Origin of the sequence: Micromonospora sp. NPDC000121, assembly GCF_042899165.1 — a bacterium.
Taxonomy (GTDB): domain Bacteria; phylum Actinomycetota; class Actinomycetes; order Mycobacteriales; family Micromonosporaceae; genus Micromonospora.
On sequence record NZ_JBIAZP010000004.1, the window covers coordinates 133871 to 160127 of the forward strand.

Here is a 26257-nt window from a genome sequence, read left to right on the forward strand (position 1 = left end):
GCCGGTCGACCCGCACCCCGGGTCGGCCGGCCGTGTTGTTTCCGCCGGGCCGCGTGGCGGCTCCGCCGAGCCGCGTGGCGGCTCCGCTCAGCCCGCCAGCATCGCCAGCAGCAGACCCGCGCTGACCAGCACCGACGGGACCAGGCACACCAGCGCGCCGAGCCGGGCCGTGCGGTCCACCCGCCCACCCTCCCCGGCCGGGAAGAGCCGGCCGACGCCGAGCCAGCCCGCCGCGAACGCCACCGCCGGCATCGGCAGCCCGCAGAGCAGCGCCGCCACGCTCGCCGCCCCGGGACCGGTCGCCACGAACAGCGCCACCTGGATCAGCGGCACCAGCAGGGCCAGCGGCGCGTACAGCAGCAGGTTGCGCGGGCGCGCCGGCCAGGTGGCCAGGCGGGGCAGGCCGCGCGCGGCCAGCGCCGCGTCCGCGGCGTCCGCACGGCCCCGGGCGGCGCGGAGCGCGGTCAGCACCGCAGCCGGCCCGCCCGCCATCGACCGGGCCGCCTCGGTCAGCTCCGGCGGCGTCGGGACCAGCGAGATCGGCCGTACGCCCCGCTCGCGCAGCCGGGTCTCCTGCGCCGCGAGCCGGGTGCGGACGGCGGTCAGCTCCTCGCGGGCGGCCTGCACCGACCGGGCCTGCTCACCGGCGGCGGTGGCCGCGTCCCGGCGTACCCCGTCGAGCTGGCGGGCCGCGGCGAGGTAGTCGATCCACGCGGCGGACAGCGGGTCGCCGCCCGCGACGGCCCCCGGCGGCGTCGCCGCGGCGGGCCCGCCCGGCGGCGGCTCGGCGGCGGACCGCTGGCGTCCCGGCCCGGCATGGGCCGCCCTGCTCCGCGCCCCGCTGCGGGTCATGTCGGCTCTCCCTGCTCCGCGAAGGGAACCAACACGGTGCCCTGCTCGCCCGGCCAGTCCCAGAGCACCGCCCGGCCCGGGCGGGGCCGCCACTCCACCGGCCGGCCGAAGACCGACGCGAGCTGGGCGCCGGGCAGGTCTACCACGGCCACCACCGCGAGCTTGTCGACCTCGCCGTCGGGCTCCAGCAGCGCCGCGAAGGACGGTGCCGTGCGCCAGCGGCCGAGCAGGTGCCGCCCGGCGGGCGGGCCCTCCCGCAGCAGCGCGCGCAGCCGCTCCGGGGGCAACTGCTCCGGCGACGGCACGTCCAGGCCGAAGACCACCAGGTACGCCGGCTCGGTGGCGTCCACGGCGGCGAGCAGGCCGGCGACGTCCACCGTCTCGACCGGGTGCCGCCCGGCCAACTCTGCCGCCAGCGCCTCGGCCAGCGGCCGGCAGTCGTCGTCGGGCGCGGAGAGCACGAAGCGGGCGGTCCCCGGCGCGTGGTGGGCGGCGGCGCTGCGCGCCGCCGTCGCCAGCAGCCCGGCCGCCTCCGGGCCGGGGCCGAGGACCGCCAGGTTACGCCCCGGGGCCGGCCCCAGCGGCACCGCGACCGTTGTCCGGGGCACGTCCACGGCCCGGCCCAGCAGGGCGGCGGGGCCGGGCGCCCGCCCGGCCAGCGCGGCCCGGTACCGCGGATCGTTGCGCAGCAGCGGGCGGGCGTAGCCGGCGAAGACGACAGGCGGGGTGGCCCCCTCCGGGCGCGCCGACCAGAGCCGCTGCCGCACCTGTCCGACCGTGTCGGGATCGTCCTGCGGGTCCGGGAAGCGGACCATCCGCTCGTGCCCCCGGATGGCGCCCCGGGGCCCACCGAGCCCGCCCGCGGTGTTCACCACCGCACTGCCCACCGGCAGCCCCGCCGCCGAGTCGTTGGTCGGCTCCAGCACCGCGCCCCCGCCGGGCAGCGCCACCCGCACCGGGAACTGCCCCAGCACCGAGTCGCGGTCCGTACGCGAGCCCAACCCCAGGTCGCCCTCGCCGGCCAGCACCAGGTGCACCCCGTACGCGCGCCCCGTGCGGGCCAGCGCGTCCAGCCGGGCGGCGGCGTCCACGGCCAGCCGGTCCCGCTCGGCGAAGAGCAGCGGAAGATTGTCCAGCACACAGACGATCCGGGGCATCGCGCGGTGCTGCCGCAGCTCGGCGAAGCGCTGCCCGCCCGCCCGGCTGCCGGCCTCCTCGCGGCGGCGCACCTCCGCCGCCAGCTCGTCGAGCAGGCTCAACACGTACTCCCGGTCGGCCGCCATCGCCGCGGCCCGGACCTGCGGGATCCACGAGCGGTCCCGCTCGGTCTGCAGGAACTCCACGAAGGACTCGGCGTCGGCGAGGTCCACCAGGTAGAGGGCCAGCTCCTCGGGGCCGTACCGGGCGGCCAGACCCAGCAGCGCCGTGGTGAGGAAGGTGGACCGGCCCGCGCCGGAGCGCCCACTGACCAGCCAGTGCGGGGTCAGCTCCGTGAACCCGAGCGACACCGGCCGCCCGCCCGCGTCGCCGACGGTCGTCGCGAGCCCGGCAACCGCGGTCGCCGTCCACAGCTCCTCGTCGGGCGGCGGCAGCAGGTCCGCCAGGGCCAGCCGGGAACCCGCCTCCACCTGCGCGGCCAACCGGCGGCACACCGCGTCGACGAGGTCGGCGGGCGGGTCCGCCTCGACGAAGACCGGCGAGTTCAGCCCGCCCGGAGGATCGGCGCCGGGGCCCGAGAACGAGCCGCCCGGCGGATCCCCCAGCAGCGCGTACGCGTTGCGGACCGCCAGCGTGGTCGCCTGCGGCAGCGGGGCCCGGTCGGCGTACGGGCCCGCCGGGGGCCAGCCGGCCACGACGAGGTGCAGCCCGGCGGCGGGCCCCCGCTCGGCCAGCGCCTCGACCCGGGCCAGGTCGGTGGGGCCCGTCAGGTCGGGCAGCGCGGCGATCACCAGCAGCAGCGTCCGGTCATGCCGGCGACGCCCGCTCGCCCCCGGGGCCACCCACTGCTCGGCCTCGGTGAGCACGGCCCGCACGCCCGCGACGTCCACCGCCGGGGGCGGCAGCAGGCCCGCGTCGGCGAGCGCCGCGAACGGCTCCAGCGTCGCACCCGTCGCGTCCACCGCGCGGACCAGCAGCGCGCCGGCCGGGGTCGCCGCCAACAGCCGCAGCAGTACGGCCCGGAGCAGCCCCGCCACCCTGGGATCCCGGGCGTCGGCGTCCACGGCGAGATGCCCCGTGCCGAGCAGCGGCACCAGCGCGGGGAAGCGCGCGTCGTCCAGCGGCGCCGCCGTGCCGACCCGGACGAAGGCGGGCGGCCCCTCGCCGGCCGGCGCGGTCGGGGCGACCGTCTCCAGGGGAGCGCCCGCCCAGCCGGGGGCCAGCACCGCCGCCGCGGACCGGAGGCGGTCGGCCAGCTCGTACTGGCGATGCTGGTCGGCGGGCACGGGACGGGTGTCGTCGAGGATGCCGGCGGCGGCGGTCGCGGTGGCGGCGGCCCGCCGGTGCAGGGCGGCGGCGCGGTTCGTCCGTGCCTTCGGACCCGTCACCGCGTCCACCCCCTCTGTCCGAGGTTGGCAACCCCTCCCCGCGCAGAGACGGTAACCCAGCCGGAGCGGCTCGTCCGGGATGCGCGGCGGCGCTGCGCCGGTGTTGTCGTGGATCTCACCAATGGGGAGTGGTCCGTCACGATCCGCTGGATCTGGGGCATTGGGTCTCCGCCGCCCAGCCGCTAGCCTCAGAGGGTGGAATCAGTGCAGCCCCCCGCCGGTTCCCAGGTCTCCCGCGTACCGGCGCAACGGCCCCCCTCCGACCACCTGGCGCCGCCGTCACCGGCCCCGGCGCCGGAGCGGCCGAGGCGACGGACGCGCACGGTGCTCACGGTCGTCGCGAGCATCGTCGCGGCGCTCTGCCTCGGCGGCGTGGCTGCCGGATTCGTCCTCTACAACCGCGCGGCCGCCCCCGACCGCAGCGCGCCCGACGTGGTGGTGGACAACTACCTCCGAGCGTTCCTGGTGGACCGCAACGACACCCGCGCCAACCTCTTCACCTGCGAGGGAGGCGCTGAGCTGACTGCGGTGTCCGGCTTGCGCCAGGAGTTCGAGCAGCGTGAGGCCAACTTCGGTGTCGTGGTGCGGGTCAGCTGGGGACCTCTCACCCGCACCGAGACCGGCGAGGGCGAATCCGTCGCCACGACTCTCTCCATCTCCAGCTCCGCCGACGGGCAACCTCGCAGCAGCCGCCGTGAGGACTGGGTGTTCGATGTGGTGGAAGGCGACGAGGGATGGAGGGTTTGCGCTGGTCGCAAGGCCGCGTGAGCCGTCACTCGATCCAGAGCAGGTGGACCGGCACCTCCAGTGTGGTCGGTGACTGGCCCCGCCAGGCCCAGCGGTACCACTCGACCTCCGGCGTGACCCGCACGCAGATGTCCCCGTCGGCGCCCGAGTAGGTCTCCGTCACCGCCCGCAGGTCCCGGTGCTCCACAGACTCCACGACGTGCACCACCCGGCGGCCGGTGACGGCGTCCGCCTCGAAGACCGGGGTCGGCACCCGGTGCGCCGGGGCGTCCAGGGACACGAGACGGACGCCCGCCTCGCGGCCCGCCGACGTGTCCGGCCGCCGGCTCCCCACCGTCTCCACCCAGACCCGCTCCACCGGAACCAGCGGCGCGAACACCTCCACCTGGTCGGACTCCGCCCGGTACCACTCGTGCTCGGGGATCACCGGGACGTAGGTCCGGCTGCCCTGCACCACCCGCTCGTCGGCCCGCAGGTCACCGCGCCAGCCGAGCCCGGGCAGGCCGACCAGGACCCGCCGCCCACGCAGCTCGACCCGCCCGGTGGCCGGCACGATCTCGATCGGCCGGGGCGGCCGGGGGGCCCAGTCGGGCTGGTCGGCGAACGGGTCGGGGAGCTGCTCGTTCATGACGGCTGGCGCCTCACGCCGCGCCCTTGAGCGGCGCACCCCGCGAGCGCATGAACGGCACCGGGTCGATCGCGCCCCGGCTGCTGCGGTCCTCGTCCTCGTGCACCTCGAAGTGCAGGTGCGGGCCGGAGGAGTTGCCGCTGCTGCCCACCTCGCCGATGACCTCGCCGGCTTGGACGGTCTGGCCGACGGAGACCCGGGGCTTGCTGACCATGTGGCAGTAGCGGGTGATGAAACCGCCGGCGTGCAGGACGTCGACGAACCAGCCGCAGCCGCCCTTGTCCGGCCAGCCGTCGGCGTCGCAGCTGAGCCGCCCGCGATTGTCCGGGTCGCAGCGGGAGACCAGGACGCGGCCGGTGGCGGCGACCCGGATCAGGGTGCCCTTCGGGGCGGCGATGTCGACGCCGTTGTGCCCGGGCCGGCTCGCCGTGCGGAAGCCCGACCCGACGCCGCCCGGGATGGGCGCCGTCCAACCCGAGGCGGCGATCTCCCCGCCGGAGGCGCGGTCGCACGCCTGCTTCCCGCCGACGAGCACGGTCCGGGCCGCCCCACCGGCCAAAGCGTTGACGATCTGCGAGGCGATCTCCTCGTGCTTGGCGTAGGCGTCCGGGAAGGCGCTGATCTGCACCGCCTGGGCGGCCCGCGTCAGCGGCATCCGCTCCCAGCCGGGCACCTTGACCAGCTTCTCGTAGAACTTCCGGGCGGCGTACTCGGGCGTCATTCGCTGGGCGACGCTTCCCCAACTGGCCCGCTGCTGGAAGAGGCCGACCGAGTCGTGGTCGGCCCCCATGCCCTCGTTGGGCAGGTTCTCGGATTCGCCGACGGTCGGATTCGCCAGGTTGCGCAGCCGGGACTCCTGCATGGCGGTCGCCACGGCGATGACCCAGCCGCGCGGCGGCACCTTCATCTCCTGCCCGACCTTGATGATCCGGGCCGCGTTGCGGAGTTCGACCTCGCCGTAGTGGGCCATTCGGGGCATGCTGCCCCGGATGTCGACTCGGAAGTCCTCCGTGCAGTCCAGGCTGGCCGGCGTCATCCGGTCGCCGGCGTCACCACCGAGTTCGGTGAGGAAGAAGGCTCCGGCGCCGCCGGTGCAGCAGAGCAGGGCGAACGTCGCGGTCAGCGCTGCGGCCAGGGCGCCGAGCCGGAGCTGTCGACGGCGCGGTCGGGTCTCGTCGCTCATTCCTGCTCCCAGTCCACCGCGTCCACCAGCCACCGCCCGTCGGGCGCCACCAGTTCGAGGCGGAGCCGTCCCGCGTCGAGCGGGACCAGCACCTCGACGAAGTTCTCGGTCCGGGGCCGGAGCGTGACGTCACCGGTGACCTGCCCGGCCGGCACGCCCGACGGGTCGGCACCCGCCAGCTTTTCCGTCAGCGCCGGAGTCGACAGGGGGCGCAGCCCCTCCTGCCACTGGTCAGCGGTGACGCCCGGCTTGCCCAGCCACGCGGCGGCGAAGCGCTCGGCGGTCTCCTCCGGCGTGGGCTCACCCGCGCGGGTGACCGGCGACGGGGGAGCGCCCGTCGAGAACGCCCCGTCGTCACCGGCGGTCGGGGCGACCGTGGTGATGGGTCTGCTCGGACGGTTGCTGAGCCCGTCCGTCGGGTCGCCAGGACCGGAGACCAGCCGGGCCGCCCCGATGACCCCGAACACGGCGACGGCGAGGGCGAGCGCGATGCCGAACCGGGACCGCAGCACCCGGGTGACGAGGAATTCGACGGCCCGACGCACCGCACTCACCGTGCCTCGGAGCGGATCCGTGGCGCGGGCCGTGCCGGCTCACGCTCGGCCGAGCCCGGACGGTAGATGACGAAGGACGGGTTCTCGTCGGGCACGTCCGGCTCGGTCCAGGCGGCTGGCTGCCGCCGACGGGGCCGGGGCGCGGCCGGGCGAGGTGTTTCCCGTTCCGCGGTTTCCGGCGCATCGGCGACCGACTCGCGGCCGTCCGGCCGCTGCCGATCCTGATCGCCACTCGTGCGGGCGTGCGACGGGTCCTCCCGGCGGGCCTCCGGCCGCAGGGTGCTCTTCTCCGCGACGACTGCGCGGCGACGGCCCATCGCCGGCTCGGCAGTGCCACCGGGCTCCGCCACGTCGAGCCGGGCGGCCGTGCGCATGTCCCGGAAGAACCGCCGGTGCCAGGAGCCGGCCGAACTGACCGCCTCGCTGCTGTCCTTGCCGCCGAGCTGGGTGATCCGTCGGTAGGGGCGCAGGAGCAGCCACCCGACCACACCGCAGAGCCAGACCAGCACCACCTGGAGCCAGCCCGGCAGCGTCGGCGTGCTCATGATCAGGTCTACCGCGAAGAGGTAGATGGCGGCGCCGGTGCCGAAGATGGCGATGTTGAAGACGGCGGCGACCACCGCGTTTCCCAGCCGGCGCAGCCCGGCGCTGGCCGGTCGCAGCAGGCCCACCGTGCCGAGGATCGGCGCGGCGATCACCGCCCAGCGGAAGATCAGGAAGCCCAGCAGCACCAGCAACGAGGCGGTCAGGTCGAACATCGCGAAGAGCACGGCGGCGAGCACCGCGATGAACCCGGCTCCGACCCGGTCCATGTCCCGGACCCCCTGGAGGTACTCGTACGCCTCCGGGTCCTCGGTCTCGATCTGCTGCGCCACCCGGGCCCACTGCTGTTGCTTGGCCTTGATGGTGGCATCGCGGGTGGCGGGGTTCGACCGGAGCTTCGCCGCCTCCTCCCAGGACAGCGACTTCGCGTCGTAGAGGGCCGGGCCGTACTTCTTGGCGGTCTCGCTGTCGGCCGAGCCGAGCGCTCCCCGCAGCCAGTTGCGGTAGAGCATGGCCTCGGTCGCCGTGTCACTGGCCCGGACAGCGGGTGGTCGGTTGTCCTTGCATGCCTCGGGGTTCGGGTCGTCGCACTGGCTCGGCGGGGTGTCCTTGGAAGCCGGACCGACAGCGTCGTGTACCACGCCAAGGGTGGTGACGAGTGTGCCGTCGGCGATGTTCGCCGACTTGACCGGCCAGGCGGCCAGGGCGGTCACCGCCACCATCACCAGCAGCGCCCAGCCCGCCGTGGTCATCGCGTTGCTCATGTCCGACTGGCGGGAGCGCCAGAGGAGATAGAGACCGACCACGCAGAGCGTGACGATGCCGAAGACGCTGAACACCTTCTGGTAGACGGCCTTGGTCGCCTGGTCCACCAGCGGGTCCGCCCAACCCCACATCGAGCGCGGATCCCAGGCGCGCTCCCGGAGCGCGTTCGAGGCGCCGACGATCGCCGTGGCCATCATGAACTCGCCGTTGGCCACGGTGTTGGTGAACTTGTAGTCCGGGTGCAGCACCGCGGTCGCGCAGCCGCTGTCGATGTCGTACGTCGAGTAGCTGTAGCCGGCGTAGCCGTAGTCGCTGTAGAAGCCCTTCGGGCCCGGCTTCGTGGCCGACTCCGGACGCGAGGCGAACCAGCCGGCGAGCCCGGAGTCCGGGGCGCCGGGGGTCGGGGCGTTCCGGCACTCCACTTCGTTCTCGGCGACCTCGTTCAGCTTGGCGACGCAGGCGCGGAAGTCGGCCTGCCACTCCTGCGTGGTGCAGAGGTCGGCCGCCGCTGCCTGGGTCGTCGGCGGTGCGGCGACGGCCGGTGTCGCGCCGAGTGCCGGCCAGCCGATGGTGGCCCCGGCGAGTACGCCGAGCGCGAGGAGGAACGCCGCCAGCCGTGCCCGGGCCCCCGCCATGTCACGCCTCCAGGTTCGGCAGGACGGCCGGCAGCACCCCGGCGGCCGCGGCGATCGCGGCGGGAGTGGTGTCGAGGTGGTCAAGCAGCCCGTCGACGTACGAGACGTCGACCCTGACCTTCTGCACCCGACCGTCGACGTCCCGCATGACGAACTCGCGGAAGCCGAGCCGGGTGGCGGAGGTCGCGTCCGCGGTGGAGAGCGAGGCGAGGGTGGCCTCGTAGCCGTCGTCGACCGGCACCCGCAGCAGGCGCAGCGCCTCCGAGGCGATCTCCGCGTCCTCGGCGATCCGGCCGACGAAGACGGTCGAGACCAGGTTCTGCACGTCGAGGCCGAGGATGTCGCGCGGGTTCTGCGAGGCCACCAGCGCGGCGAGGTTCCACTTGCGGGAGTCGCGGGCGAGCCGGACCAGGAACGAGCGGCCGGAGCGCCACCCCTCCATGAAGTGCGCCTCGTCCAGGCCGACGAGTTTGCGGGACGACATCGACCCGCCGTAGCAGCGGCGTACGGCCAGCCGGTGCGCGGTGTGCAGCATCGGCAGGGCGAGCGCTTCCTCGGCCGACCAGTACTCCCGCTCGATCTTCAGGTCGGGCAGCCGCAGCCCGGCCATGGTGATGACGGTGAGCGCCGCGTCCGCGCCGAGCAGCCCCTCCGGCGGTCGGCCGAAGAAGAGCATGGCCAGCGGCATCTCGGCGGTGTCGAGCAGCAGGTTGGCCAGTTCCCTGCCGGCGTCGTCGTCGAGCTGGCTGAGGCAGGCGACCACGTCGTCCAGGGTGGAGGTCTCCTCCGCCGGCACCTGGCGTACGGCGTGCCGGAACAGGGTGGCGGTGGACGCCTCGCGGGCCACCTGCGGCGGCACCAGCATCATGCAGATGTCCTGCACGAGCATCCGGCGCTCGGCGCGGGCGTTGGAGACGGCGATCTCGAACTCCCGGTCGCCCGCGGCCCCGCTGCCGAACTCGGTGCGCAGCGGCGTCGGGATCAGCGAGTACGGCGCCAGGGTGCCGTGCTCGGAGCCGGTCAGGTTCAGCACCCGCGAGTACGGGCGCAGCTCGGGCATGGCGCAGAGCCGGGCGAGCGGGCCGGACGGGTCGAGCAGCGTCACCTGGACGCCGCGCCGGGCCGCGAGGTAGCCGAGGGCGCCGAGCAGGGTGGACTTGCCGCCGCCCGGCTCGGCGACGAAGACGGCGAGGCCGGAGCGCTCGCGTACTTCCATCGGGAAGTGCAGGTCGAGGAAGACGGGCCGGCGGCAGGTGCCCGCCGTCCGGCCGATCAGGTCGCCGCGCCGGTCGCCGACCGTGGAGGCGGCCTGCGGGAGGGCGGCGGCGAGCAGGTTGACCGGCATCCGCCGGACGTAGCCGGTGTTGGCGATCGGCTCGCCGGGGATGAACTCGCGGGCCAGCCAGTCCTGGTTCTTCGGGTGTTGCAGCGAGATGCGCAGCTCCCGGGAGTAGAGCTGGATCAGCCGTCGGGCCCGCTCCAGGCACTCCTCGCGGGTCCGTCCGCCGACGGCGATCCGGTGCCAGCCGTGCGCCCGGGCGGAGTCGACCGGCAGGCCGGTCGTCATCTCGTCGCCGATCACCAGGGCCCGCTTGGCGAGCCGCTCCAGCTCGGGCGGGGCGTCGATGCCGTGCTCCGCGTAGTCGAGCTGCTGGGAGCGGATCATCCGCAGCCGGTGCTCGAGGTTACGGAAGGAGTCGCCGGAGCCGAGGATGTCGACCCGGGTGGACAGCTCCATCGGCCAGGGCAACCGCTCGTGGAAGTGCAGCCATGGCTCGTGCCGCTCGGGGATCTCCAGCGGTTCCATCCGGCCCACCGCCAGCACGGCGACGTGCCGCTCCTCCCCGGTCATCCGGTTGACCAGCTTGACGGTGGAGCCGTACGGGGTGCGGTAGCGCTCCACCTGCTCGGTGAGGGCGAGCAGGTCGCCGCGTTCCCACCGGCCGTCGGTGATCGGGGAGAGCCGGCCGGGCGGTGCCATGCAGAGCGCCACGGAGCGGTAGAGCAGCCATTCCAGCTCCTGCGCGGTGACCCGTCGCCCGCGCATGCCGAACGCGCCCAGCACCTCGTCGAACTGCTCGACGGTGCGCCCGAGCTTGCGGCGTTCGCCTTCGGCCACGCCGCGGCCGAAGGTGCGCAGCAGCCGCTCGGTGAGCGAGTCGCCGAGGGAGCGGCGGGCGAAGGTGACGCCGAGGTAGGTCTGCCCCTCGGCGTGGTTGACCGAGAGCAGGTGCCGCTGCGCGGCCACCAGGTGGTCGGCCCAGCCGGCGGTGCCCGGGACGTCGGGCAGCGGGGAGCGGGTGTGCGCGTCGATGGTGCGGGCCCACTCGTCCGCCGGGAAGGGCCGGGTGGTGCGCCGCAGGTGCAGCCGGAAGCCGGCCAGGCCGGCGTACTGCTCGGAGATCGCCGAGAGCAGCGCCTCCCGCTCCGCGTCCGGCCGGAACGCCCAGCGCACCTCGGGCAGCCAGTACCAGGCGGTGACGGTGTTGGGGGTGAAGGTGAGGTGGCCGGCGATCTCGGTGATGGCCAGCTCGACCGCCGGGTCCCGGTCGCCGAACTTGATCTTCGGCGGCTTGACGCGGACCGGCTTGGTGGGCTGGTCGCGCCGGCCGGCGGAGCGCTGGCGCGGCGGCGTCACGTCCCGCCCGGTGCGCTCCGGCAGCCGCTCCCCGGCCCGCCGTGACGGCCGCTCGGAGGGCGCCGGGTCGAGTGGCGTCGGCGGGGGCGGCGGGGTCACGCCGGCCGCCGTCTCGTCCGCCGGTGGGCGGAGTGTCGGCAGCCGGTCCCCGGGCTGGTGCGGCACCCGAGCGGCCTGGGCCGGCGGCTCGTAGGCGACCACCGGGGGCTCGTACGCGACGGCCGGCGGCTCGTAGGCGACCGCCGGGGGCTCGTACACGCCCGCGGGCTGCTCGTACGCGCCGGCCGGGGGTTCGTCGTCGACGTCCGCCGGCGGCGGTGCCATCGCGGGCGCCGGGTCGGCCGTGCCGGTGGGACGGGCGGGCGGCAGGGCGGCCGGGCGCGGCGGGGCCGGGGCGGCCGGGGCCGGCTCGACGGCGGCTGGCTGCTGCGGGATGGCCGGGCGCTCCCGCCCGGTGACCCGCGGCGGCGTGGCCGGCCGCGTGCCGGGGCGGGCCCCCCCGAACAGGTCGAGGAAGGGCGAGTCGATGTCGGCGCTGTCGGTCGGTGGCCCCGGGTCGACCGGCGGCGTCCGACGCTGCACCGGGCGGGGCGCCTGGAAGACGCCGACGCCGCCGTGCCCGGGGGTGGTCACGAGGGCCGGGTCGAGGGCCACCTCGTCCCGCTCGGGCTCGTCCGCGTAGTCGAACGACCGCGCACGGTTACCGCGCGGGGCGCCCGGACGCCCGGCCGGGGAACCCGGCGTGGAAGAGCGACTCATGCGACCGCCTCACCCGCGTCGTGCGACTGCCTGATCGGCGTACGCCCGGTCATGCCAGTTCCTCCCGGATCCTGATCCGGCTGCCGACCAGGCGGGGGTCCCGCTGCTCGGCGGCCGGCTCCCGGGTCCGCCGCCAGTCGGTCAGCGCGGTGCGGATCACCATGCGCGCTGGCCGGTCCGGATCGACGTACCGGAAGATGAACGAGGTGGTCACGATGGCCAGCGCGATCTCCCAGGCCGGGAAGAGTTCCACCTGCAACGTGAACAACCAGTGGATGAACATGTAGAGGGGGACGAGCAGCATGAACAGCCCGTACTGGGCGTAGGGCAGGTGGACCGGAAGGGTGTAGCCGGGCGGCCCGAGGTAGACCAGGCGAGCCCGGTAGATGTCGTCGTCGGTGCGCAGCCGCATGTCGTGCCCGCGCCTATTCGAAGATCAGGTCGATCAGGTAGTCGCCGATGAAGAAGAGCGTGGCGGCTCCGGCGATGAAGGCGAGCCCGACGATCGCGATGGCCGAGCTGGTCAGCACCTTGGAGATCTCGCCCCGGCTGGCCCGCCCGATGAAGATGACGCCCAGCACGGCCAGCAGGATCGGGGCGATCTTGCTGGCGAAGAACGTGACGACACCCTCGGTGTCGATGCCCTTCGGCGCGGGCTCGGCGAGTGGAGTCGACGCCAGGGTGGAGAGCGTGTGGGCGGCGGCGGACGTCACCGTCTCCATCAGCTCGATGGCGATCACTGGAACCTCCCCAAGTCGCGGCCGGCGGCGCCGCGGTGGTGCAGTAGGCATGCCTGGCGGGAACGGTGCTCACTGGCCGCAGCGTCGACGACCCTGCGTTCGTTACCCACCACGGAGGGTGGTGAGCTTTGGGCGGATTCTCCCGCTTCGGCCCTCCCTCCAGGCTTCGCCATCTCGATGCCGGGCAATTCCAAAGCGTACGGGCAGGCCCTCAATGCGACAAGCCGCGAAGAGTCTGCCCGATCCGACCCGGACGACCGATCGTACACCCGTTCGAATACGCATGTCACCGCCCTCGACCCGGCCCGCCCGGGGTGCGCCGGCCGACCGGTACCGTCTAGTCGTGACCGATCTGGTACGGGCCTCGGCCCCGGTGGTGATGGGCGTCCTCAACGTCACGCCCGACTCCTTCTCCGACGGCGGACGGTACGCCGACCTCGACGCCGCCGTCGGACACGGCGTGCGCCTGCGGGCCGACGGCGCCCACCTGGTGGACGTGGGCGGGGAGTCCACCCGGCCCGGCTCCGACCGGGTCGACGCCGACACCGAGACGGCCCGGGTGCTGCCGGTCGTCCGGGAGCTGGCCGCCGCCGGCGTGCCGGTCAGCATCGACACCACCCGCGCGCGGGTCGCCGAGGCGGCCCTCACCGCCGGCGCGGCGGTGGTCAACGACGTCTCCGGCGGCCTCGCCGACCCCGACATGGCCCGGGTGGTCCGGGACGCCGGCTGCCCCTGGGTGCTGATGCACTGGCGGGGCCACGCCCGTGAGATGGGCGACCTGGCCCAGTACACCGACGTGGTCGCCGACGTGCGCGCCGAGCTGGGCCGGCGCGTCGACGAGGCGCTGCGGGCCGGCGTCGCCGCCGACCGCATCGTGATCGACCCGGGGCTCGGCTTCGCCAAGACGGCCGCGCACAACTGGGAGCTGAGCACCCGCCTGCCCGAGCTGCTGGAGCTGGGCTTCCCGCTGCTCTTCGCGTCCAGCCGCAAGGCGTACCTGGGTCGGCTGCTGGCCGGCCCCGACGGCGTCCCCCGCCCGACGGACGGCCGGGACGTGGCCACCGTCGCGACCAGCCTGCTCGCGGTGGCGGCCGGCGCCTGGGGCGTCCGCGTGCACGACGTCCGCGCCACCGCGGACGCGCTCGCCGTCTGGCGGGCCACCGGCGCGCCCCGCCTGACGCCCGCGACCACCGGCGCGCCGGCCCACGCGGGCGCCGCCCGGCCGGGCGGCACCGCCGACCACGGAGGAGACCGATGACCGACCGCATCCAGCTGACCGGCCTGCGGGCGCACGGCCGGCACGGGGTGTACGACTTCGAACGCGCCCAGGGGCAGGACTTCGTCGTGGACGCCGTCCTGGAGATGGACCTGGCCCCGGCGGCGCGCTCCGACGAGGTGGGCGACACCGTCCACTACGGCGAACTGGCCGAGCGGCTGGTCGCCGTCGTCACCGGCGAGCCGGTCAACCTGATCGAGACGCTCGCCGACCGGCTGCTGACCGTCTGCCTGGCCGACCCCAGGGTCGAGGTCGCCACGGTCACCGTGCACAAGCCGGAGGCGCCCGTCCCGCACACCTTCACCGACGTGGCCGTCACCATGACCCGGCGGCGCGACCGGTGACCCGGGCCGTCCTCTCCCTCGGTAGCAACCTCGGCGACCGGCTGGCGCACCTGCGCTCCGCCGTGTCGGCGTTCGGCGACGACGTGCTCCTGGTCTCCGGCGTCTACGAGACTCCACCATGGGGGGACCAGGACCAGCCCGCATACCTCAACGCGGTGCTGCTCGCCGAGGACCCGGCCGCGACGCCGCGCGACTGGCTGGAGCGGGCCCGGGCGGCGGAGCGCGCCGCCGGGCGGACCCGCGATCCGCAGCGGCGCTTCGGGCCGCGCACCCTGGACGTCGACGTCGTCGCCGTCTGGGCCGACGACGAGCCGGTGGTCAGCGACGATCCGGAGCTGACCCTGCCGCACCCCCGCGCGCACCTGCGGGCCTTCGTGCTGCGGCCGTGGATCGACATCCAGCCGTACGGGCGGCTGCCCGGACACGGCTGGCTGACCGACCTGCTCAACACCGGCCCGGCCGCCGCCGACGCCCTGGATCTGCGCCCCCGGCCGGATCTGGCGATAGAGTCGACGGCATGAGCCAGTGGAGCCGGCCGGCATGACGCAGGCGCGATCCCCACGCCCGGGCGGGACGGATCCCGACCGGTTCCGGATGGGCCCCACCCGGATCTCCACCCTGTTGGTCGCCGGCCTCGGCGCCGCCGCGGTGGCCTGGCTGCTGATCAGCATCCTCTACTACGACTACCTGCCCGACCTGCCGTGGCTGCCGGTGGTCACCCTGGCCGCGCTCGCCGTGCTGGAGGGGTACGCGGCGGTCAACACCCGGAACCGGATCGAGCGCCGGCCGGGCCGCGACCCGGTCAACCCGCTGCTGGTCGCCCGGTTCGTGGTGCTGGCCAAGGCGTCCTCGCTGGCCGGTGCGATCTTCGCCGGCTTCTACGCCGGGCTGACCGGCTGGCTCTTCGTGGAGCGCACGGACGCCGCGATGGACGACCGGCCGATCGCCGGCGCCGGCCTGCTCGCCGGGTTGGCCCTGGTGGCGGCGGCGCTCTGGCTGGAGCGCGCCTGCCGGGTCCCGGAGCAGGAGGACGACGAGGACCGCGAGCCCGGCGACCGGGAGAACCGCCCCGGCCCGCGCTGATCCGGGGGGTTACGCCCGGCCTTCCGCGCGGGTACCGTGCCTGCGACCGGAGAGCAACGGCCGCCCCGGCCCGCCCGCGCGTCGGACCTGGACGAGCGGCCACGTGGGAGGCGGCGGCTATGGGGTACGACGAACCGGGGCGCGACGCGTCCACCGAGCCGTCGTCCGGGATCCCGGCCGCCGTCCTGGAGAACGTCTTCGACGACCCCGCGCACGGGGAACCCGGCCGGGACCGGTTCGCCGTCCACGTCGTCTGGGAGTCGCTGCTCCTCGTCACGCTGGGCGTCGGGGCGTTCCTGCTCTGGCGGGAGAACCCGGACGCGCTGCGCGGGGCCGGGCTGCGGGCGCTGCTGCTGGACGCGGTCGTGCTCGGGCTGCTGGCGCTGGCCGCCGGGCTGAGCCTGCGTACCGCCGCGGTGAACCTGGCGGTGGGCCCGGTGGCGGTCGCCGCCGCGCTGCACATGGCCGAGCAGGGCGACCGGGGCGTCACGGCGGCCGCCGGGCCGGCCGTGGCGGTCGCCGCGCTGGGCGGGCTCGCCCTGGCGCTGGCGGTGGTGGTGCTGCACGTCCCCGGCTGGGCCGCCAGCCTCGCCGGCGCGGCGGGGGTCGTCGTGTACGTCGAGCAGCGCACCGCGCCGGTCCTCCCGCAGGGTGACTACGACCCGGGGAGCGGTGCGCTGCACCTCTTCGCCGGGCTCGCGGCCGTCGCCGTGCTCGGCGGCTTGCTCGGGGCGGTGCGGGCGGTCCGCCGGCTGGTCGGCCGATTCCGCCCGGTCGTCGACCCGGCCCGCCGCCGCGGTGTGGTGGCGGCGGTGGTGACCTCCGGCGCGCTCGTCGGCTCGACCGTGCTGGCCGCGCTCGCCGGCCTGCTCACCGCGACCCGCGCCACCGGGCCGGTCGCGCCCGACGCCGGGCTGGACTGGACGGTGCTGGCGGTCGGCATGGCGCTGCTCGCCGGCACCAGCGCCTACGGCCGGCGGGGCGGCGTGTTCGGCACCCTGCTGGCGGTGTGCCTGGTCGCGGTCTTCTTCGCGTACGCGCAGGCCCGAGGCTGGATGGTGAGCCGGTGGGCGGTCGGCGCGGCGGCGCTCGGCGTGGGGCTGCTGGTCACCCGCCTGGTCGAGGCGTACGGGCGGCCGGCGTGCGGCGCGGCGGCGGAACCGGTCCCGGTCGGGGACGGCCGGATCGGCACGGGCTGGGCGGCGCCCCGGCCCGACCCGGTCGGCGACTGGCCGCCCGCCCTGCCGGCGCAGTCCACCGAGAGCCCGGCGGACCCCTGGACCGTGCCGCGGTGGGAGAGCGGGCCCCGCCGGTGGGAGAGCGACGACCGTTGAGCCGTCGCCGCGGGGCGGCCGGCGGTGTCGGTCGGTGCCGCGTCCACCCTGCCGGCGGTGATCTCGGCGGTTAGGCTCGGCGGCATGACCGACACACCATCGACCCCCGCCGGCCCGTCGTTCGAGCAGCTCGACGCGCTGTCCACTGAGGAGCTGCGGGAGCGGGCCTTCGCGGTCGCCCGGGAGCGCCGCGACGTGGGCTTCTTCTGGTCGGTGCTGCGGCACCTGCCGAACGCGGACGAGGCCGCCGCCCTGGACGGCGCGCCCAACTCCGTGGGGCCGACGATCGACGAGGCCGCGGCGCTGTGGCGGGAGCTGACCGGGCACGGCTACGAGGAGTCCGCTCCGCTGCTGCGGGCCGCCTTCATCGACTACCTGATGACGCACCCGCGGAAGTGACGAATTCCGACGGGCCCGGGCAGGTTTGCGCCCCGAGGTCCGCCGGGAACTGATCGATCATGGCGCTCACCAACCCGCCGCGGGCCGGCGGCCGTCACGGGACGGCGGCGGGCACGGGCGCGCTCGCCGCGCTCCTGCTGGTCGCGGTCTGCGGCAGCCCGGCGTACGTCGGTTGGGCCGCCGGCGCCGACCCCAACTCCGCCGGCGGTTGGTTCCTGCAACTGCTCGCCTGGCCGGCCTGGCGCTTCGACGGCGGCGATGCCGCTGGTGGCCTGCTCGTCGCGAACCTGCGGGCCGTCCTGCTGGTGATCCTCGCGGTGGTCTTCCTCTACCTGCTGCCCGCCTCGCAGGTCGCCCGGGTGCAGGGGTCGGGCAGCCAGTTCTTCTCCGGCTGGGCCGCCTACGTCCTGGCCGGTGGCTTCGCCTCGTTGCTCGCCGCCTTCCTCGGCCCCGACCCGTCGCTGCTCACCGCCATCCAGGCGGCCGGCGCCGGCGCGACGTACGGCTTCCTCTCCGGCTGGATCATCGGCACGGCCAGCCTCGGCGGCCGGGCCTGACCCGCCGGCCCGCGTTCCCGTCGCCCGACCCGATCCCGCTGCCCGCGGCCGTCCCCGGCAGCCGGCGTCGGGGGGCCGCCCCGGCGGCGGGCGAGACCAGGGCCGCCCCGGTCAACGGTCGGGTCGGCCCAGTTCGAGCAGCCGCGTCCGGCTGAGCACGCCTACCGGCCGCCCCTCGTCGGTCACCACCACCCGGTCCGCGGCCGAGGTCAGCAGCGCCCCCAGCGCGTCGTACGCCGAGCCGCCCCGCGACACCGTCGGCAGTTCGGCCACCCCGGTCGCCGGCAGCGGCTCGACGGCCGCGCCGGTCAGCGGGGTGACCGCCAGCCGGCGGATGCCCCGGTCGGCGCCGACGAACTCGCGGACGAAGGGCGTGGCGGGCGCGCCGAGCACGGCGGCCGGCGTGTCGTACTGCTCCAGGCGACCGCCCTGGGAGAGCACCGCGATCCGGTCGCCCAGCCGGACCGCCTCGTCGAGGTCGTGCGTGACCAGCACGATCGTCTTGCGTACCTCGGCCTGCAACCGCAGGAACTCCTCCTGCAACCGGGCCCGGGCGATCGGGTCGACGGCCGAGAAGGGCTCGTCCATCAGCAGCACCACCGGGTCGGCGGCGAGGGCCCGCGCCACGCCGACCCGCTGCCGCTGCCCGCCGGAGAGTTCGTGCGGGTAGCGGCGGCCGAACGTCGCCGGGTCGAGCCCCACCAGCTCCAGCAGCTCGTCGACCCGGCGGCGGCTGCGCTCGCGGGGCCAGCCGAGCAGCCGGGGCACGGTGGCGACGTTGGCGCTGACCGTCTGGTGCGGAAAGAGCCCGACGTTCTGGATCACGTAGCCGATCCGGCGGCGCAGCCGGACCGGGTCCACCCGGGTGACGTCCTCGCCGTCGAGCAGGATGCGACCGCCGGTCGGCTCGATCAGCCGGTTGACCATCCGCAGCACCGTCGACTTGCCGCAGCCCGACGGTCCGATGAGCACCACCAGCTCGCCGGCGGCGATGTCGAGGCTCAGCTCGCGGACGGCCTCGGTGCCGTCCGGGTAGCGCTTGTGGATGCCCTCCAGCGCGATGGACGCCGCACGCGGCCCGCCGTGATCCGTGGTTGCCGGGGTAACGTCCACACATGTCCTTCCGCCTGAGCTACCGGGCCGACCCGGGTAACCCGTGGTTCTCCTGGCAGTACGTGCGGGACAACTCTGACACGATCCTCGCCGCCGTGCGGGAGCACGCCTCGCTGACGGTGCGCGCGGTGCTGATCGCCGCCCTGGTCGCCGTGCCGCTGGCCGTGGCCGCGTACTGGTTCCGCTCGCTGGCCGGGCCGGTGCTGGCCGTCACCGGGGTGCTCTACACGGTGCCGTCGCTGGCGCTGTTCGCGTTCATCGCGCCCTATCTGGGCATCGGCGCGGTGACGGCGCTGAGCGTGGTGGTCCTCTACGCGCTGTTGGTCATCGTCCGCAACGCCCTCGCCGGGCTCAACCAGGTGCCCCCCGAGGTGCGCGAGGCGGCGGAGGGGATGGGGTACGGCCGCTGGGGCCGGCTGTTCCGGGTCGAGCTGCCGCTGGCCCTGCCGGGCATCCTCACCGGGCTGCGGCTGGCCACGGTCTCCACGGTGGCCCTGGTGACCGTGGGCGTGGTGATCGGGCGGGGCGGCCTCGGGCAGTTGATCTTCGCCGGCTTCCAGAACAACTTCTACAAGGCGCAGATCATGACGGGGACGCTGCTCTGCGTCCTGCTCGCCCTGGTGCTCGACCTGCTCCTGGCCGGCGTGGGCCGGCTGCTGACCCCCTGGCTGCGGAGCAGGGCGGCGTGAGCGGTCGGAACGCCGCGTGGGGCGGTCCCGCGGTCACGAACGGAGGGCGGGCCCGATGAACCCCGTCGAGGCGGCGCTGGTCTGGCTCAACGACCCGCTGAACTGGACGAACCCGGGCGGGATCCTGGAGCGGCTCGGCGAGCACCTGTCGATGTCGGCGGCAGCCGTGGCGCTGGGCTGCCTGGTCGCCTGGCCGATCGGGCTCTGGCTCGGGCACACCGGCCGGGGCGGGGGCCTGGTGGTGCTGGTGTCGAACGTCACCCTCGCCGTGCCGACGCTGGCCCTGCTCACCATCCTGCCGTTGACCTTCCTCGGCTTCGGCCAGCCGTCGGTGGTGGTCGCGCTGGCCGTCTTCGCGGTGCCGCCGCTGCTGGCCAACGCGTACACCGGGGTGCGGCAGGTCGATCCGGAGGCCCGGGACGCGGCGCGGGGCATGGGCTTCTCCGGGTGGCAGTTGCTGCGCCGGGTCGAGCTGCCGCTGGCGGTGCCCTATTTGGCGGCCGGATTCCGCACGGCGGCAGTGCAGGTGGTGGCGACCGCCGCGCTGGCCTCCTTCGTCAACGGCGGCGGCCTCGGGCAGATCATCCGCGCCGGGTTCGGGCTGGACATCGCCGCCGGCGGCGGCCAGATCCTCGCCGGCGGCGTGCTGGTGGCCGGGCTCGCCGTCCTGGTCGAGCTGGTCCTGGCCCTGGTCGAGCGGCTGGTCACCCCGCGCCCGCTGCGGGCCACCCGCCGCCGGGCCCGCCGCCGCGCGGCGGACGCGGTCGCCGGCGGCTGAGTTCCGGCCCGCCCGGCGGACGCCGCAACCGGGGATGCTTTCGCCGCCCGTCAGGTGGGCGGCTCCGGGTTCGAGCCGCCGATGACCGTCGCATGGCGGGCGTCACACCGGGAATGCGCGCGCCCACGCGCGTGTCGCACCGGGAGTGACGCGCATCGCCCCGGCGGGCGTCACACCGGGAATGCGTCGCGGTTCGATGGTTGTCGACGGGTGACGATCCGGTGACAAACCTTTCCTCGGGTTGTCGGACCCGTGTGGAAGATGTTGGGTGGAAAATCGCGGGCGGCCGGACAGGGGCCGCCTGGCGGACAGCGGGCGGCCGGACAGGGATCGCCCGTCGGACACGCGGCCGGCCCGGACGGGTCGCGCCGGGACACGGAAGGCGGGCACTGATGCGCGCACGTACACGACTGGCGGTCGGTGCGGTGGGAGCCCTCGCCGCGGCGGGGCTGCTGACCGGATGCGGCGACGCCGGCTCCTCCGGCACGGAGGCCCCGGAGCCGGCGGCCTCGGGGGCCGGCTGCGCCCCGGTCGCCGGTGACCAGCTCGTCGTCCTCGACGACGACAAGAAGCTCCAGAACACCGACAACGTCATCCCGGCGGTCAACGCCAAGGCGGCCAACCCGCAGCTGTTCGCGGCGCTGGACAAGGTCTCCGCCGCGCTCGACACGCCGAAGCTGATCCAGCTCAACAAGGCCGTCGACGTGGACCGCAAGACGGCGCGGCAGGCTGCCGAGGAGTTCGCCGCGGCCAACGGCGTCACCACGGGCATCGCCAAGGGGCCCGGCGGTCAGATCGTGATCGGCGCGGCCAACTTCACGGAGAACGAGATCCTGGCCGAGCTCTACAAGATCGCGCTGACCGCCGCCGGCTACGAGGTCAAGGTGCAGCAGATCGGCAACCGCGAGCTCTACGAGCCGGCCCTGGAGCGGGGCGAGATCCAGGTGGTCCCGGAGTACGCGGCGACCATGGCCGAGTTCCTCAACACCAAGGCCAACGGCAAGGACGCCCAGCCGGTGTCCTCGCCCGAGCTGGAGAAGACCGTCGCCGCGCTGAAGGCCGCCGGCGACAAGGTGGGCATCGTCTTCGGCACGCCCGCCGCCGCACAGGACCAGAACGCCTTCGCCGTGACCAAGGCCTTCGCCGACAAGTACGGCGTCCGCACGCTGTCGGAGCTGGCCGCGAAGTGCTCGGGCCAGGCGACCGTGCTGGCCGGGCCGCCGGAGTGCCCGCAGCGGCCGAAGTGCGAGGCCGGGCTGGTCCAGGTCTACGACTTCAAGGCCGGCTCGTTCAGCTCGCTGGACCAGGGCGGCCCGCAGACCAAGAACGCCCTGAAGACCGGTGCCGCCAGCGTGGGCCTGGTCTTCTCCTCGGACGGGGCGCTGGCCGTCAGCTGATCCCCGGCCGGTCGCCGGCGGCCCCCGCACCGCCGGCGACCGGCTGCGCCGTTCCGTCCCGCCGGGGCTCTCCAGGCGTTCCCACGCGGGGGAACTCTCGGTAGGCTGCGGACCCATGCCAGCCCCGGTCGCCCCCGCCGACAAGCGCAATCCACAGCTGCTCACCGTGCTCTTCTGGATCGGCGTCGCGCTGGCGCCGGTGGCGGCGCTGATCCTGCTCGTCGCCGACGGCAACGGCCCGCTGCGGTTCGCCGCCGTGCTCGCCATCCTGGCCGTGGTCCTGATCGGCCTGTCGATCGCGTTGCGCGCCGACGGCGCGGGCCCGGCCCGGACCGAGGAGCTGCTGGACGAGATCGAGCAGCTCCGCCGTGAGCTGCGCGGGGAGATCGTGGCGGCCGCCCAGCGCGGCAACCAGGCGCTCGACCAGGCCCAGCGGGCCCAGGAGGCGGTCACCGCGCTGCGCCGGCGGCTGGACGCCAGCAGCGCCGCGCTGGCCGGGCTCGACGACCAGGCCGATGCCGGCCGGGGCCGGGCCGCCGACGACGGGTTCTCCGGCCGGGGGCGGGCGTCGGGCCAGGACGATCCGGCGCCCCGCTGGGGACGAGCCGACCAGGACGACGAGGAGCCCGCCCGCCGGCCCCAGCCGGGCCCGCGCGCCGACCGGCCGGCGGCGCAGGCCGGGACGTACGGCGGGGACCGGCCCGCGGGCGGCTCGGCCGGCGGGTACGGCGGGGACCGGCCCGCCACCGGATCCGCCGGGGTGTACGGCGGGGACCGATCCACCGGCGGCGCGGCGGGGGTGTACGGGGCGGCCCGGGCGGCCGAGCCCGAGGGCCAGCCCGCCGCGCGCCCGCTCGGAGTGGTGCGGCACACCGAGACCGTGCACGTCACCACCCGGCACACCATCGTGGACGGCGCCGCCTCCGTGCCCGGCGACCCCGGCACCCGGTACGGCGGCGGGTACGCGGGACGCTGGTCGCCGGCCGCGGAGGAGCGGCCGTGGTCCGGCGAGCCGGACGACCGGTCCCGGGCCGGCCAGGGCGACCGGGACGACCGGTCCCGGCGCGACGACGACCGTTCCCAGCGGGACGACGACCGGTCGTGGGCGACGCCCGGCGCGGCCCGGGACGACGACCGGTCGCGTTCGCGCGACGGGGGCGAGTGGTCCGGGCAGGGGACCGACCGCGAGTGGCCGGGCCGGCGGGACGAACGCGGGCAGCGGCAGGAGCGCGGGCAGCGGTGGGACGACCGGGGCTGGGACGGCACGGGCGGCCCGGCGGCCGGGGCCGCGCCGGCCGAGCAGCCGGGGTGGGGCCGGCCGTACCAGCCCGACGAGGCGGGGCCGGAGAGCGGTGAGTACTGGTCGGAGCTGCGCGCCGGTGACCGGTGGGCGGCCGTCCGGGACGACGACCGGGGCCGGGAGCTGCGGGTCGGGGAGCGGCGTGCCGAGGTGCACGCGGACGCCACCGGCACCGAGTACCGGGTCGCGGACCGCTGGGCGACGGTCCGCCGGGACGAGCCGCGCCGGGAGCGCGCGGACGACGGATGGCGGGGCGGCTGGGCGGAGCCGGAGGACGCGCCGGCGCTGCCGGCGGGCGGGGTGCCGGTGCCCGAGGAGTGGCGCCCGCCCCGCCAGCGGGGGCACCAGCCCGAGGCGCGCCGCGCCCGCCAGCCGGAGCCCGAGCCGGAGCGGCACGGCCGGCGGCAGGAGGAGCGCTACGGCTACCCGCCGCAGGACGACGCGCCCCGGTCGGGCGGCTCGCGTTCGGCCGACCGCTGGCGCTGACCGGCGACCGGGGCCGCGCGGGTCACTTGTCGATGTCGCCGACCACGAAGAACATCGAGCCGAGGATGGCGATCAGGTCCGACACCAGGCAGCCGGGAAGCAGGGTGGCCAGCGCCTGCACGTTCGCGTACGACGCGGTGCGCAGCTTGAGCCGCCACGGCGTCTTCTCGCCCCGGGAGACCAGGTAGTAGCCGTTGATGCCGAGCGGGTTCTCGGTCCAGGCGTAGGTGTGCCCCTCGGGCGCCTTGAGCACCTTCGGCAGTCGGGTGTTGACCGGCCCGGTGAGCCGGTCCACCCGGTCCAGACACTGCTCGGCGAGGTCGAGCGAGGCGTACACCTGGTCGAGCAGCACCTCGAAGCGGGCGTGGCAGTCCCCGGCGGTGCGGGTCACCACCGGCACGTCCAGTTGGTCGTAGGCCAGGTAGGGCTCGTCGCGGCGCAGGTCGAGGTCCAGGCCGGAGGCGCGGGCGACCGGCCCGGACGCGCCGAACGCGGCGGCGTCCGCCGCGGACAGCACCCCGACGCCGACCGTGCGGGCCAGGAAGATCTCGTTGCGCCGGATGAGGTCGTCCAGGTCCGGCATGCGCCGGCGGACCTCGGCGATGGCGGCCCGGGCCCGGCCGGTCCAGCCGGACGGCACCTCCTCCTTGAGGCCGCCCACCCGGTTGAACATGTAGTGGATCCGGCCGCCGGAGACCTCCTCCATGACCGCCTGGATGGTCTCCCGCTCGCGGAACGCGTAGAACATCGGCGTGATCGCGCCGATCTCCAGCGGGTAGGAACCGAGGAACATCAGGTGGTTGAGCACCCGGTTCAGCTCCGCGAGGGCCATCCGCAGCCAGGTGGCCCGCTCCGGCACCTCCATGCCCATCAGCCGCTCCACGGCGAGCACCACGCCCAGCTCGTTGGAGAACGCCGAGAGCCAGTCGTGCCGGTTGGCCAGCACGATGATCTGCCGGTAGTCGCGGACCTCGAAGAGCTTCTCCGCCCCCCGGTGCATGTAGCCGACGATCGGCTCGCAGGCCACCACGCGCTCGCCGTCGAGCACCAGCCGCAGCCGGAGCACGCCGTGGGTGGAGGGGTGCTGTGGCCCGATGTTGAGCACCATGTCGGTGCCGAGCTGCTCCCCGCCGGTGCCCGCCACCAGGCCGGCTCCGGTGCCGACGGTCAGCTCGCGGAGGTCGCCGGCGTCCGTGGTCATGTCCGTCATCGTGCCATGAACCGCTCGGGGTCGACGCCGACCGGTTGCCGCAGCCACCAGTGCCCGCCCAGCCCGGCCGGGTCGGTCAGCTCCGCCACCGCCGAGGCGGCGGCGAGCGCCCGCACGTAACCGACCGGGTCGCTGGCGGCCAGGCTCAGCGCCGGCCGCCCGCCGTCGGCCCCGAGCGCCCGCAGCGCCTCCCGCTGTGACACCAGGTCGTACGCGCACCGGGCGACCCGCTCACCGGCGGAGGCGACGGAGTCGACGGCGACGTGTGCGGTGACGTCACGGCTTCCGTCCGGCACCGGCGGCACCTGCCGCCCGCCCCGGTACCCGGTCAACGTCCCGTTCACGGGCCGGTCGTCGCGCAGGTGCCCGTAGTCCACGGCCAACGCCAGCCCCCGGTCGACGTGGCCCACGGCGTCCGCCCAGGCCTCGTCGCGCGTCCGGCCGATCTCGGCCCGCACCCCGGTGGGGGGTTCCGGGCGACCCGACCCGCTCCGGGCGGTCAGGCTTGATCCCTCCGCGGGTCGGGCCGCCCGGAACCCCGACCCGGTCGAGCCGGTCCCGTCGGTTCCGGCCGCCGGCACCGGCCACCACCGGGCCAGCCAGTCCGCGTCGGCGGGGTCGACCGGGTCGCCCACGGTCTCCGCACCGGTGGCCGGGTCGACCAGCAGGTAGCGCCAGCCTTCGGCGGCGTGCACCGCCACGTCGAGCGGCACGTTGTCCAGCCATTCGGTGGCCACCAGCAGCCCGGTGATCCCGTCGGGGATCCCGTCCAGCCACTCGATGCCGGCAGGCAGGTCGGCCGGTCGGGGAGCCTTCTCGACGGCGGTGAGGCGTACCCGATGGGCGAGCGGAACCGGCGCGGAGGGCGCGGGACCGGCGGACGGCGGGTCGGACGAGAGCCAGGGCCGGGCGGCGGCCGGGGGAGTCGGGGTTGCCGGGGAGCCCGACCGCGGAGGGATCAAGCCTGACCGCCCGGAGCGGGCGGGCTCCCCGGCAACCCTCAGCGCGGCGGAGAGTGCCCGCAGCAACTCACCCCGGCCCGCGCCCACGTCGACGACGGAGAGGACAGCCGGGTGGCCGAGGGCCGCGTCGACCTGCTCGACGAGCCGCAGCAGCGCGGCGGCGAAGGCGGGGGACGCGTGCACGCTGGTGCGGAAGTGGTCGGCCGGGCCGGGACCGGAGACGAAGAATCCGCCCGGCCCGTAGAGCGCCCGGTCCATGGCGTCCCGCCAGCGGACCGGCATCAGGTCATCCCTCGTCCCGCGCGGGCGACCAGATCTCGAGCATGGGGTCGGACGGCCGGAGTGCGTCGAGGTCGGGGGCCGCCCGCCCGCCGCGGGTGGAGATGACCCGCACCGCCTCCCGGAACCCGTCGACCGTCTCGCCGACCTCCATGAACTCGCCCGACACGTGGGTGACCTCGAGGTACAGGAACCGGTGCTCCTCGATGGGCAGCGCGGCGACCGAGACGTGTTGGATCTCCGACCAGGGCCAGCCGGAGGTGTGCCGGTCGTCCTCCGTCCGGATGCCGACCTCGTCCACCACGACCCGCTCCGTCACAGGCGGCACTGTAGCCGCAGTCGGCCGTCCGCGCCGCCGGGAAGGCCCCCGCGCACCGCCCGGTGAAGGTTTTCACAGACCCTGTTTCGGCTCCGTCACGGCGGCGCATACTTGCGATCGACCGGTACCCCCTTCGAGGAC

Annotated in this window: 25 protein-coding genes; 12 read left to right on the forward strand and 13 right to left on the reverse strand. The window is 75.4% G+C overall.

Annotation, left to right across the window (positions count from 1 at the left end; all coding sequences use genetic code 11):
- Positions 1–87: 87 nt before the first annotated feature.
- Both ACFY23_RS14080 and ACFY23_RS14085 read right to left on the reverse strand, forming a co-directional pair.
- Positions 88–852 (reverse strand): hypothetical protein, encoded by a 765-nt coding sequence (locus ACFY23_RS14080; RefSeq protein WP_350686508.1) that lies wholly within the window; start codon positions 850–852, stop codon positions 88–90.
- Entirely contained in the window at positions 849–3407 is a 2559-nt protein-coding gene (locus tag ACFY23_RS14085) for an FtsK/SpoIIIE domain-containing protein (protein WP_350819426.1), read from the reverse strand. Before ACFY23_RS14085 ends, ACFY23_RS14080 begins: the two co-directional genes overlap by 4 nt.
- Before the next feature lie 195 nt (positions 3408–3602).
- On the opposite strand from ACFY23_RS14085, the gene ACFY23_RS14090 reads away from it, so the two are divergent.
- Positions 3603–4166 carry a hypothetical protein gene (locus ACFY23_RS14090; protein WP_350685044.1) on the forward strand — a complete coding sequence of 188 codons (564 nt, stop codon included), beginning with the start codon at positions 3603–3605 and terminating at the stop codon, positions 4164–4166.
- Between the two features lie 4 nt (positions 4167–4170).
- On the opposite strand, the gene ACFY23_RS14095 is transcribed toward ACFY23_RS14090, so the two are convergent.
- The 7 genes from ACFY23_RS14095 to ACFY23_RS14125 are packed head-to-tail and all read right to left on the reverse strand — an operon-like array spanning position 4171 to position 12590.
- Positions 4171–4773: a hypothetical protein gene (locus ACFY23_RS14095; RefSeq protein WP_350685042.1), complete on the reverse strand. Its 603-nt coding sequence runs from the start codon at positions 4771–4773 to the stop codon at positions 4171–4173.
- Between the two features lie 13 nt (positions 4774–4786).
- Positions 4787–5956 carry a M23 family metallopeptidase gene (locus tag ACFY23_RS14100; protein WP_350685041.1) on the reverse strand — a complete coding sequence of 390 codons (1170 nt, stop codon included), beginning with the start codon at positions 5954–5956 and terminating at the stop codon, positions 4787–4789.
- Positions 5953–6510 (reverse strand): hypothetical protein, encoded by a 558-nt coding sequence (locus tag ACFY23_RS14105; protein WP_350685040.1) that lies wholly within the window; start codon positions 6508–6510, stop codon positions 5953–5955. Before ACFY23_RS14105 ends, ACFY23_RS14100 begins: the two co-directional genes overlap by 4 nt.
- Entirely contained in the window at positions 6507–8453 is a 1947-nt protein-coding gene (locus ACFY23_RS14110; protein WP_350685039.1) for an MFS transporter, read from the reverse strand. The genes ACFY23_RS14105 and ACFY23_RS14110 overlap by 4 nt, the downstream gene beginning before the upstream one ends.
- 1 nt (position 8454) lies before the next feature.
- Positions 8455–11850, reverse strand: a complete 3396-nt coding sequence (locus ACFY23_RS14115; RefSeq protein ID WP_350685038.1) for an ATP-binding protein — start codon at positions 11848–11850, stop codon at positions 8455–8457.
- A 49-nt stretch (positions 11851–11899) separates the two neighbouring features.
- A complete protein-coding gene (locus ACFY23_RS14120) occupies positions 11900–12262 on the reverse strand; it encodes a hypothetical protein (RefSeq protein ID WP_088976442.1) in 363 nt (120 codons plus the stop codon).
- A gap of 13 nt (positions 12263–12275) precedes the next feature.
- The gene (locus tag ACFY23_RS14125; RefSeq protein WP_091101477.1) at positions 12276–12590 is read right to left on the reverse strand and encodes a hypothetical protein; all 315 of its coding nucleotides are present in this window, start codon (positions 12588–12590) and stop codon (positions 12276–12278) included.
- Positions 12591–12933: 343 nt separating this feature from the next.
- Here ACFY23_RS14125 and folP point away from each other — a divergent pair, with 343 nt between their 5' ends.
- The 7 genes from folP (at position 12934) to ACFY23_RS14160 (ending at position 17583) form a co-directional block, all read left to right on the forward strand.
- Positions 12934–13848, forward strand: coding sequence for a dihydropteroate synthase (gene folP / locus ACFY23_RS14130; protein ID WP_350685037.1), 915 nt, complete (start codon positions 12934–12936; stop codon positions 13846–13848).
- A complete protein-coding gene (gene folB / locus ACFY23_RS14135) occupies positions 13845–14210 on the forward strand; it encodes a dihydroneopterin aldolase (RefSeq protein ID WP_350685036.1) in 366 nt (121 codons plus the stop codon). Before folP ends, folB begins: the two co-directional genes overlap by 4 nt.
- Positions 14207–14731, forward strand: a complete 525-nt coding sequence (folK, locus tag ACFY23_RS14140) for a 2-amino-4-hydroxy-6-hydroxymethyldihydropteridine diphosphokinase (protein WP_350685035.1) — start codon at positions 14207–14209, stop codon at positions 14729–14731. Before folB ends, folK begins: the two co-directional genes overlap by 4 nt.
- A gap of 19 nt (positions 14732–14750) precedes the next feature.
- Entirely contained in the window at positions 14751–15293 is a 543-nt protein-coding gene (locus ACFY23_RS14145) for a DUF3180 domain-containing protein (RefSeq protein ID WP_350685034.1), read from the forward strand.
- 119 nt (positions 15294–15412) lie between these two features.
- Complete coding sequence (locus tag ACFY23_RS14150; RefSeq protein WP_350685033.1) at positions 15413–16627, forward strand: ABC transporter permease; 1215 nt, start codon at positions 15413–15415, stop codon at positions 16625–16627.
- Positions 16628–16711: 84 nt separating this feature from the next.
- The gene (locus tag ACFY23_RS14155; protein WP_350819428.1) at positions 16712–17026 is read left to right on the forward strand and encodes a hypothetical protein; all 315 of its coding nucleotides are present in this window, start codon (positions 16712–16714) and stop codon (positions 17024–17026) included.
- A 59-nt stretch (positions 17027–17085) separates the two neighbouring features.
- Complete coding sequence (locus ACFY23_RS14160) at positions 17086–17583, forward strand: hypothetical protein (protein WP_350684995.1); 498 nt, start codon at positions 17086–17088, stop codon at positions 17581–17583.
- Between the two features lie 111 nt (positions 17584–17694).
- Here ACFY23_RS14160 and ACFY23_RS14165 read toward each other — a convergent pair whose 3' ends face one another.
- On the reverse strand, positions 17695–18696 hold the full coding sequence (locus tag ACFY23_RS14165) for an ATP-binding cassette domain-containing protein (protein WP_350684994.1): 1002 nt from the start codon (positions 18694–18696) through the stop codon (positions 17695–17697).
- Positions 18697–18698: 2 nt separating this feature from the next.
- Here ACFY23_RS14165 and ACFY23_RS14170 point away from each other — a divergent pair, with 2 nt between their 5' ends.
- The 4 genes from ACFY23_RS14170 (at position 18699) to ACFY23_RS14185 (ending at position 23346) form a co-directional block, all read left to right on the forward strand.
- Positions 18699–19385 (forward strand): ABC transporter permease, encoded by a 687-nt coding sequence (locus ACFY23_RS14170; protein ID WP_350684993.1) that lies wholly within the window; start codon positions 18699–18701, stop codon positions 19383–19385.
- A gap of 55 nt (positions 19386–19440) precedes the next feature.
- Entirely contained in the window at positions 19441–20163 is a 723-nt protein-coding gene (locus ACFY23_RS14175; RefSeq protein WP_350684992.1) for an ABC transporter permease subunit, read from the forward strand.
- Positions 20164–20555: 392 nt separating this feature from the next.
- The gene (locus ACFY23_RS14180) at positions 20556–21560 is read left to right on the forward strand and encodes a glycine betaine ABC transporter substrate-binding protein (RefSeq protein ID WP_350684991.1); all 1005 of its coding nucleotides are present in this window, start codon (positions 20556–20558) and stop codon (positions 21558–21560) included.
- Between the two features lie 115 nt (positions 21561–21675).
- Positions 21676–23346 carry a hypothetical protein gene (locus tag ACFY23_RS14185; RefSeq protein WP_350684990.1) on the forward strand — a complete coding sequence of 557 codons (1671 nt, stop codon included), beginning with the start codon at positions 21676–21678 and terminating at the stop codon, positions 23344–23346.
- A 22-nt stretch (positions 23347–23368) separates the two neighbouring features.
- On the opposite strand, the gene ACFY23_RS14190 is transcribed toward ACFY23_RS14185, so the two are convergent.
- The 3 genes from ACFY23_RS14190 to ACFY23_RS14200 are packed head-to-tail and all read right to left on the reverse strand — an operon-like array spanning position 23369 to position 26116.
- Positions 23369–24556 carry an NADH-quinone oxidoreductase subunit D gene (locus ACFY23_RS14190; protein ID WP_350684989.1) on the reverse strand — a complete coding sequence of 396 codons (1188 nt, stop codon included), beginning with the start codon at positions 24554–24556 and terminating at the stop codon, positions 23369–23371.
- Positions 24553–25800, reverse strand: a complete 1248-nt coding sequence (locus tag ACFY23_RS14195; RefSeq protein ID WP_350819430.1) for an SAM-dependent methyltransferase — start codon at positions 25798–25800, stop codon at positions 24553–24555. Before ACFY23_RS14195 ends, ACFY23_RS14190 begins: the two co-directional genes overlap by 4 nt.
- A 4-nt stretch (positions 25801–25804) precedes the next feature.
- Positions 25805–26116, reverse strand: coding sequence for a hypothetical protein (locus ACFY23_RS14200; protein WP_350685907.1), 312 nt, complete (start codon positions 26114–26116; stop codon positions 25805–25807).
- Positions 26117–26257 lie beyond the last annotated feature (141 nt).

Bases quoted from the DNA above. Each gene is read 5' to 3' on its own strand.
- ACFY23_RS14095 (WP_350685042.1), bottom strand. From the start codon at position 4,773: ATGAACGAGCAGCTCCCCGACCCGTTCGCCGACCAGCCCGACTGGGCC.
- ACFY23_RS14120 (WP_088976442.1), bottom strand. From the start codon at position 12,262: ATGCGGCTGCGCACCGACGACGACATCTACCGGGCTCGCCTGGTCTAC.
- ACFY23_RS14190 (WP_350684989.1), bottom strand. From the start codon at position 24,556: ATGACGGACATGACCACGGACGCCGGCGACCTCCGCGAGCTGACCGTC.
- ACFY23_RS14145 (WP_350685034.1), top strand. From the start codon at position 14,751: ATGACGCAGGCGCGATCCCCACGCCCGGGCGGGACGGATCCCGACCGG.
- ACFY23_RS14180 (WP_350684991.1), top strand. From the start codon at position 20,556: ATGCGCGCACGTACACGACTGGCGGTCGGTGCGGTGGGAGCCCTCGCC.
- ACFY23_RS14110 (WP_350685039.1), bottom strand. From the start codon at position 8,453: ATGGCGGGGGCCCGGGCACGGCTGGCGGCGTTCCTCCTCGCGCTCGGC.
- ACFY23_RS14080 (WP_350686508.1), bottom strand. From the start codon at position 852: ATGACCCGCAGCGGGGCGCGGAGCAGGGCGGCCCATGCCGGGCCGGGA.
- folB (WP_350685036.1), top strand. From the start codon at position 13,845: ATGACCGACCGCATCCAGCTGACCGGCCTGCGGGCGCACGGCCGGCAC.
- ACFY23_RS14155 (WP_350819428.1), top strand. From the start codon at position 16,712: ATGACCGACACACCATCGACCCCCGCCGGCCCGTCGTTCGAGCAGCTC.
- ACFY23_RS14100 (WP_350685041.1), bottom strand. From the start codon at position 5,956: ATGAGCGACGAGACCCGACCGCGCCGTCGACAGCTCCGGCTCGGCGCC.
- ACFY23_RS14150 (WP_350685033.1), top strand. From the start codon at position 15,413: ATGGGGTACGACGAACCGGGGCGCGACGCGTCCACCGAGCCGTCGTCC.
- ACFY23_RS14185 (WP_350684990.1), top strand. From the start codon at position 21,676: ATGCCAGCCCCGGTCGCCCCCGCCGACAAGCGCAATCCACAGCTGCTC.
- ACFY23_RS14115 (WP_350685038.1), bottom strand. From the start codon at position 11,850: ATGAGTCGCTCTTCCACGCCGGGTTCCCCGGCCGGGCGTCCGGGCGCC.
- ACFY23_RS14160 (WP_350684995.1), top strand. From the start codon at position 17,086: ATGGCGCTCACCAACCCGCCGCGGGCCGGCGGCCGTCACGGGACGGCG.
- ACFY23_RS14175 (WP_350684992.1), top strand. From the start codon at position 19,441: ATGAACCCCGTCGAGGCGGCGCTGGTCTGGCTCAACGACCCGCTGAAC.
- ACFY23_RS14195 (WP_350819430.1), bottom strand. From the start codon at position 25,800: ATGCCGGTCCGCTGGCGGGACGCCATGGACCGGGCGCTCTACGGGCCG.
- ACFY23_RS14170 (WP_350684993.1), top strand. From the start codon at position 18,699: ATGTCCTTCCGCCTGAGCTACCGGGCCGACCCGGGTAACCCGTGGTTC.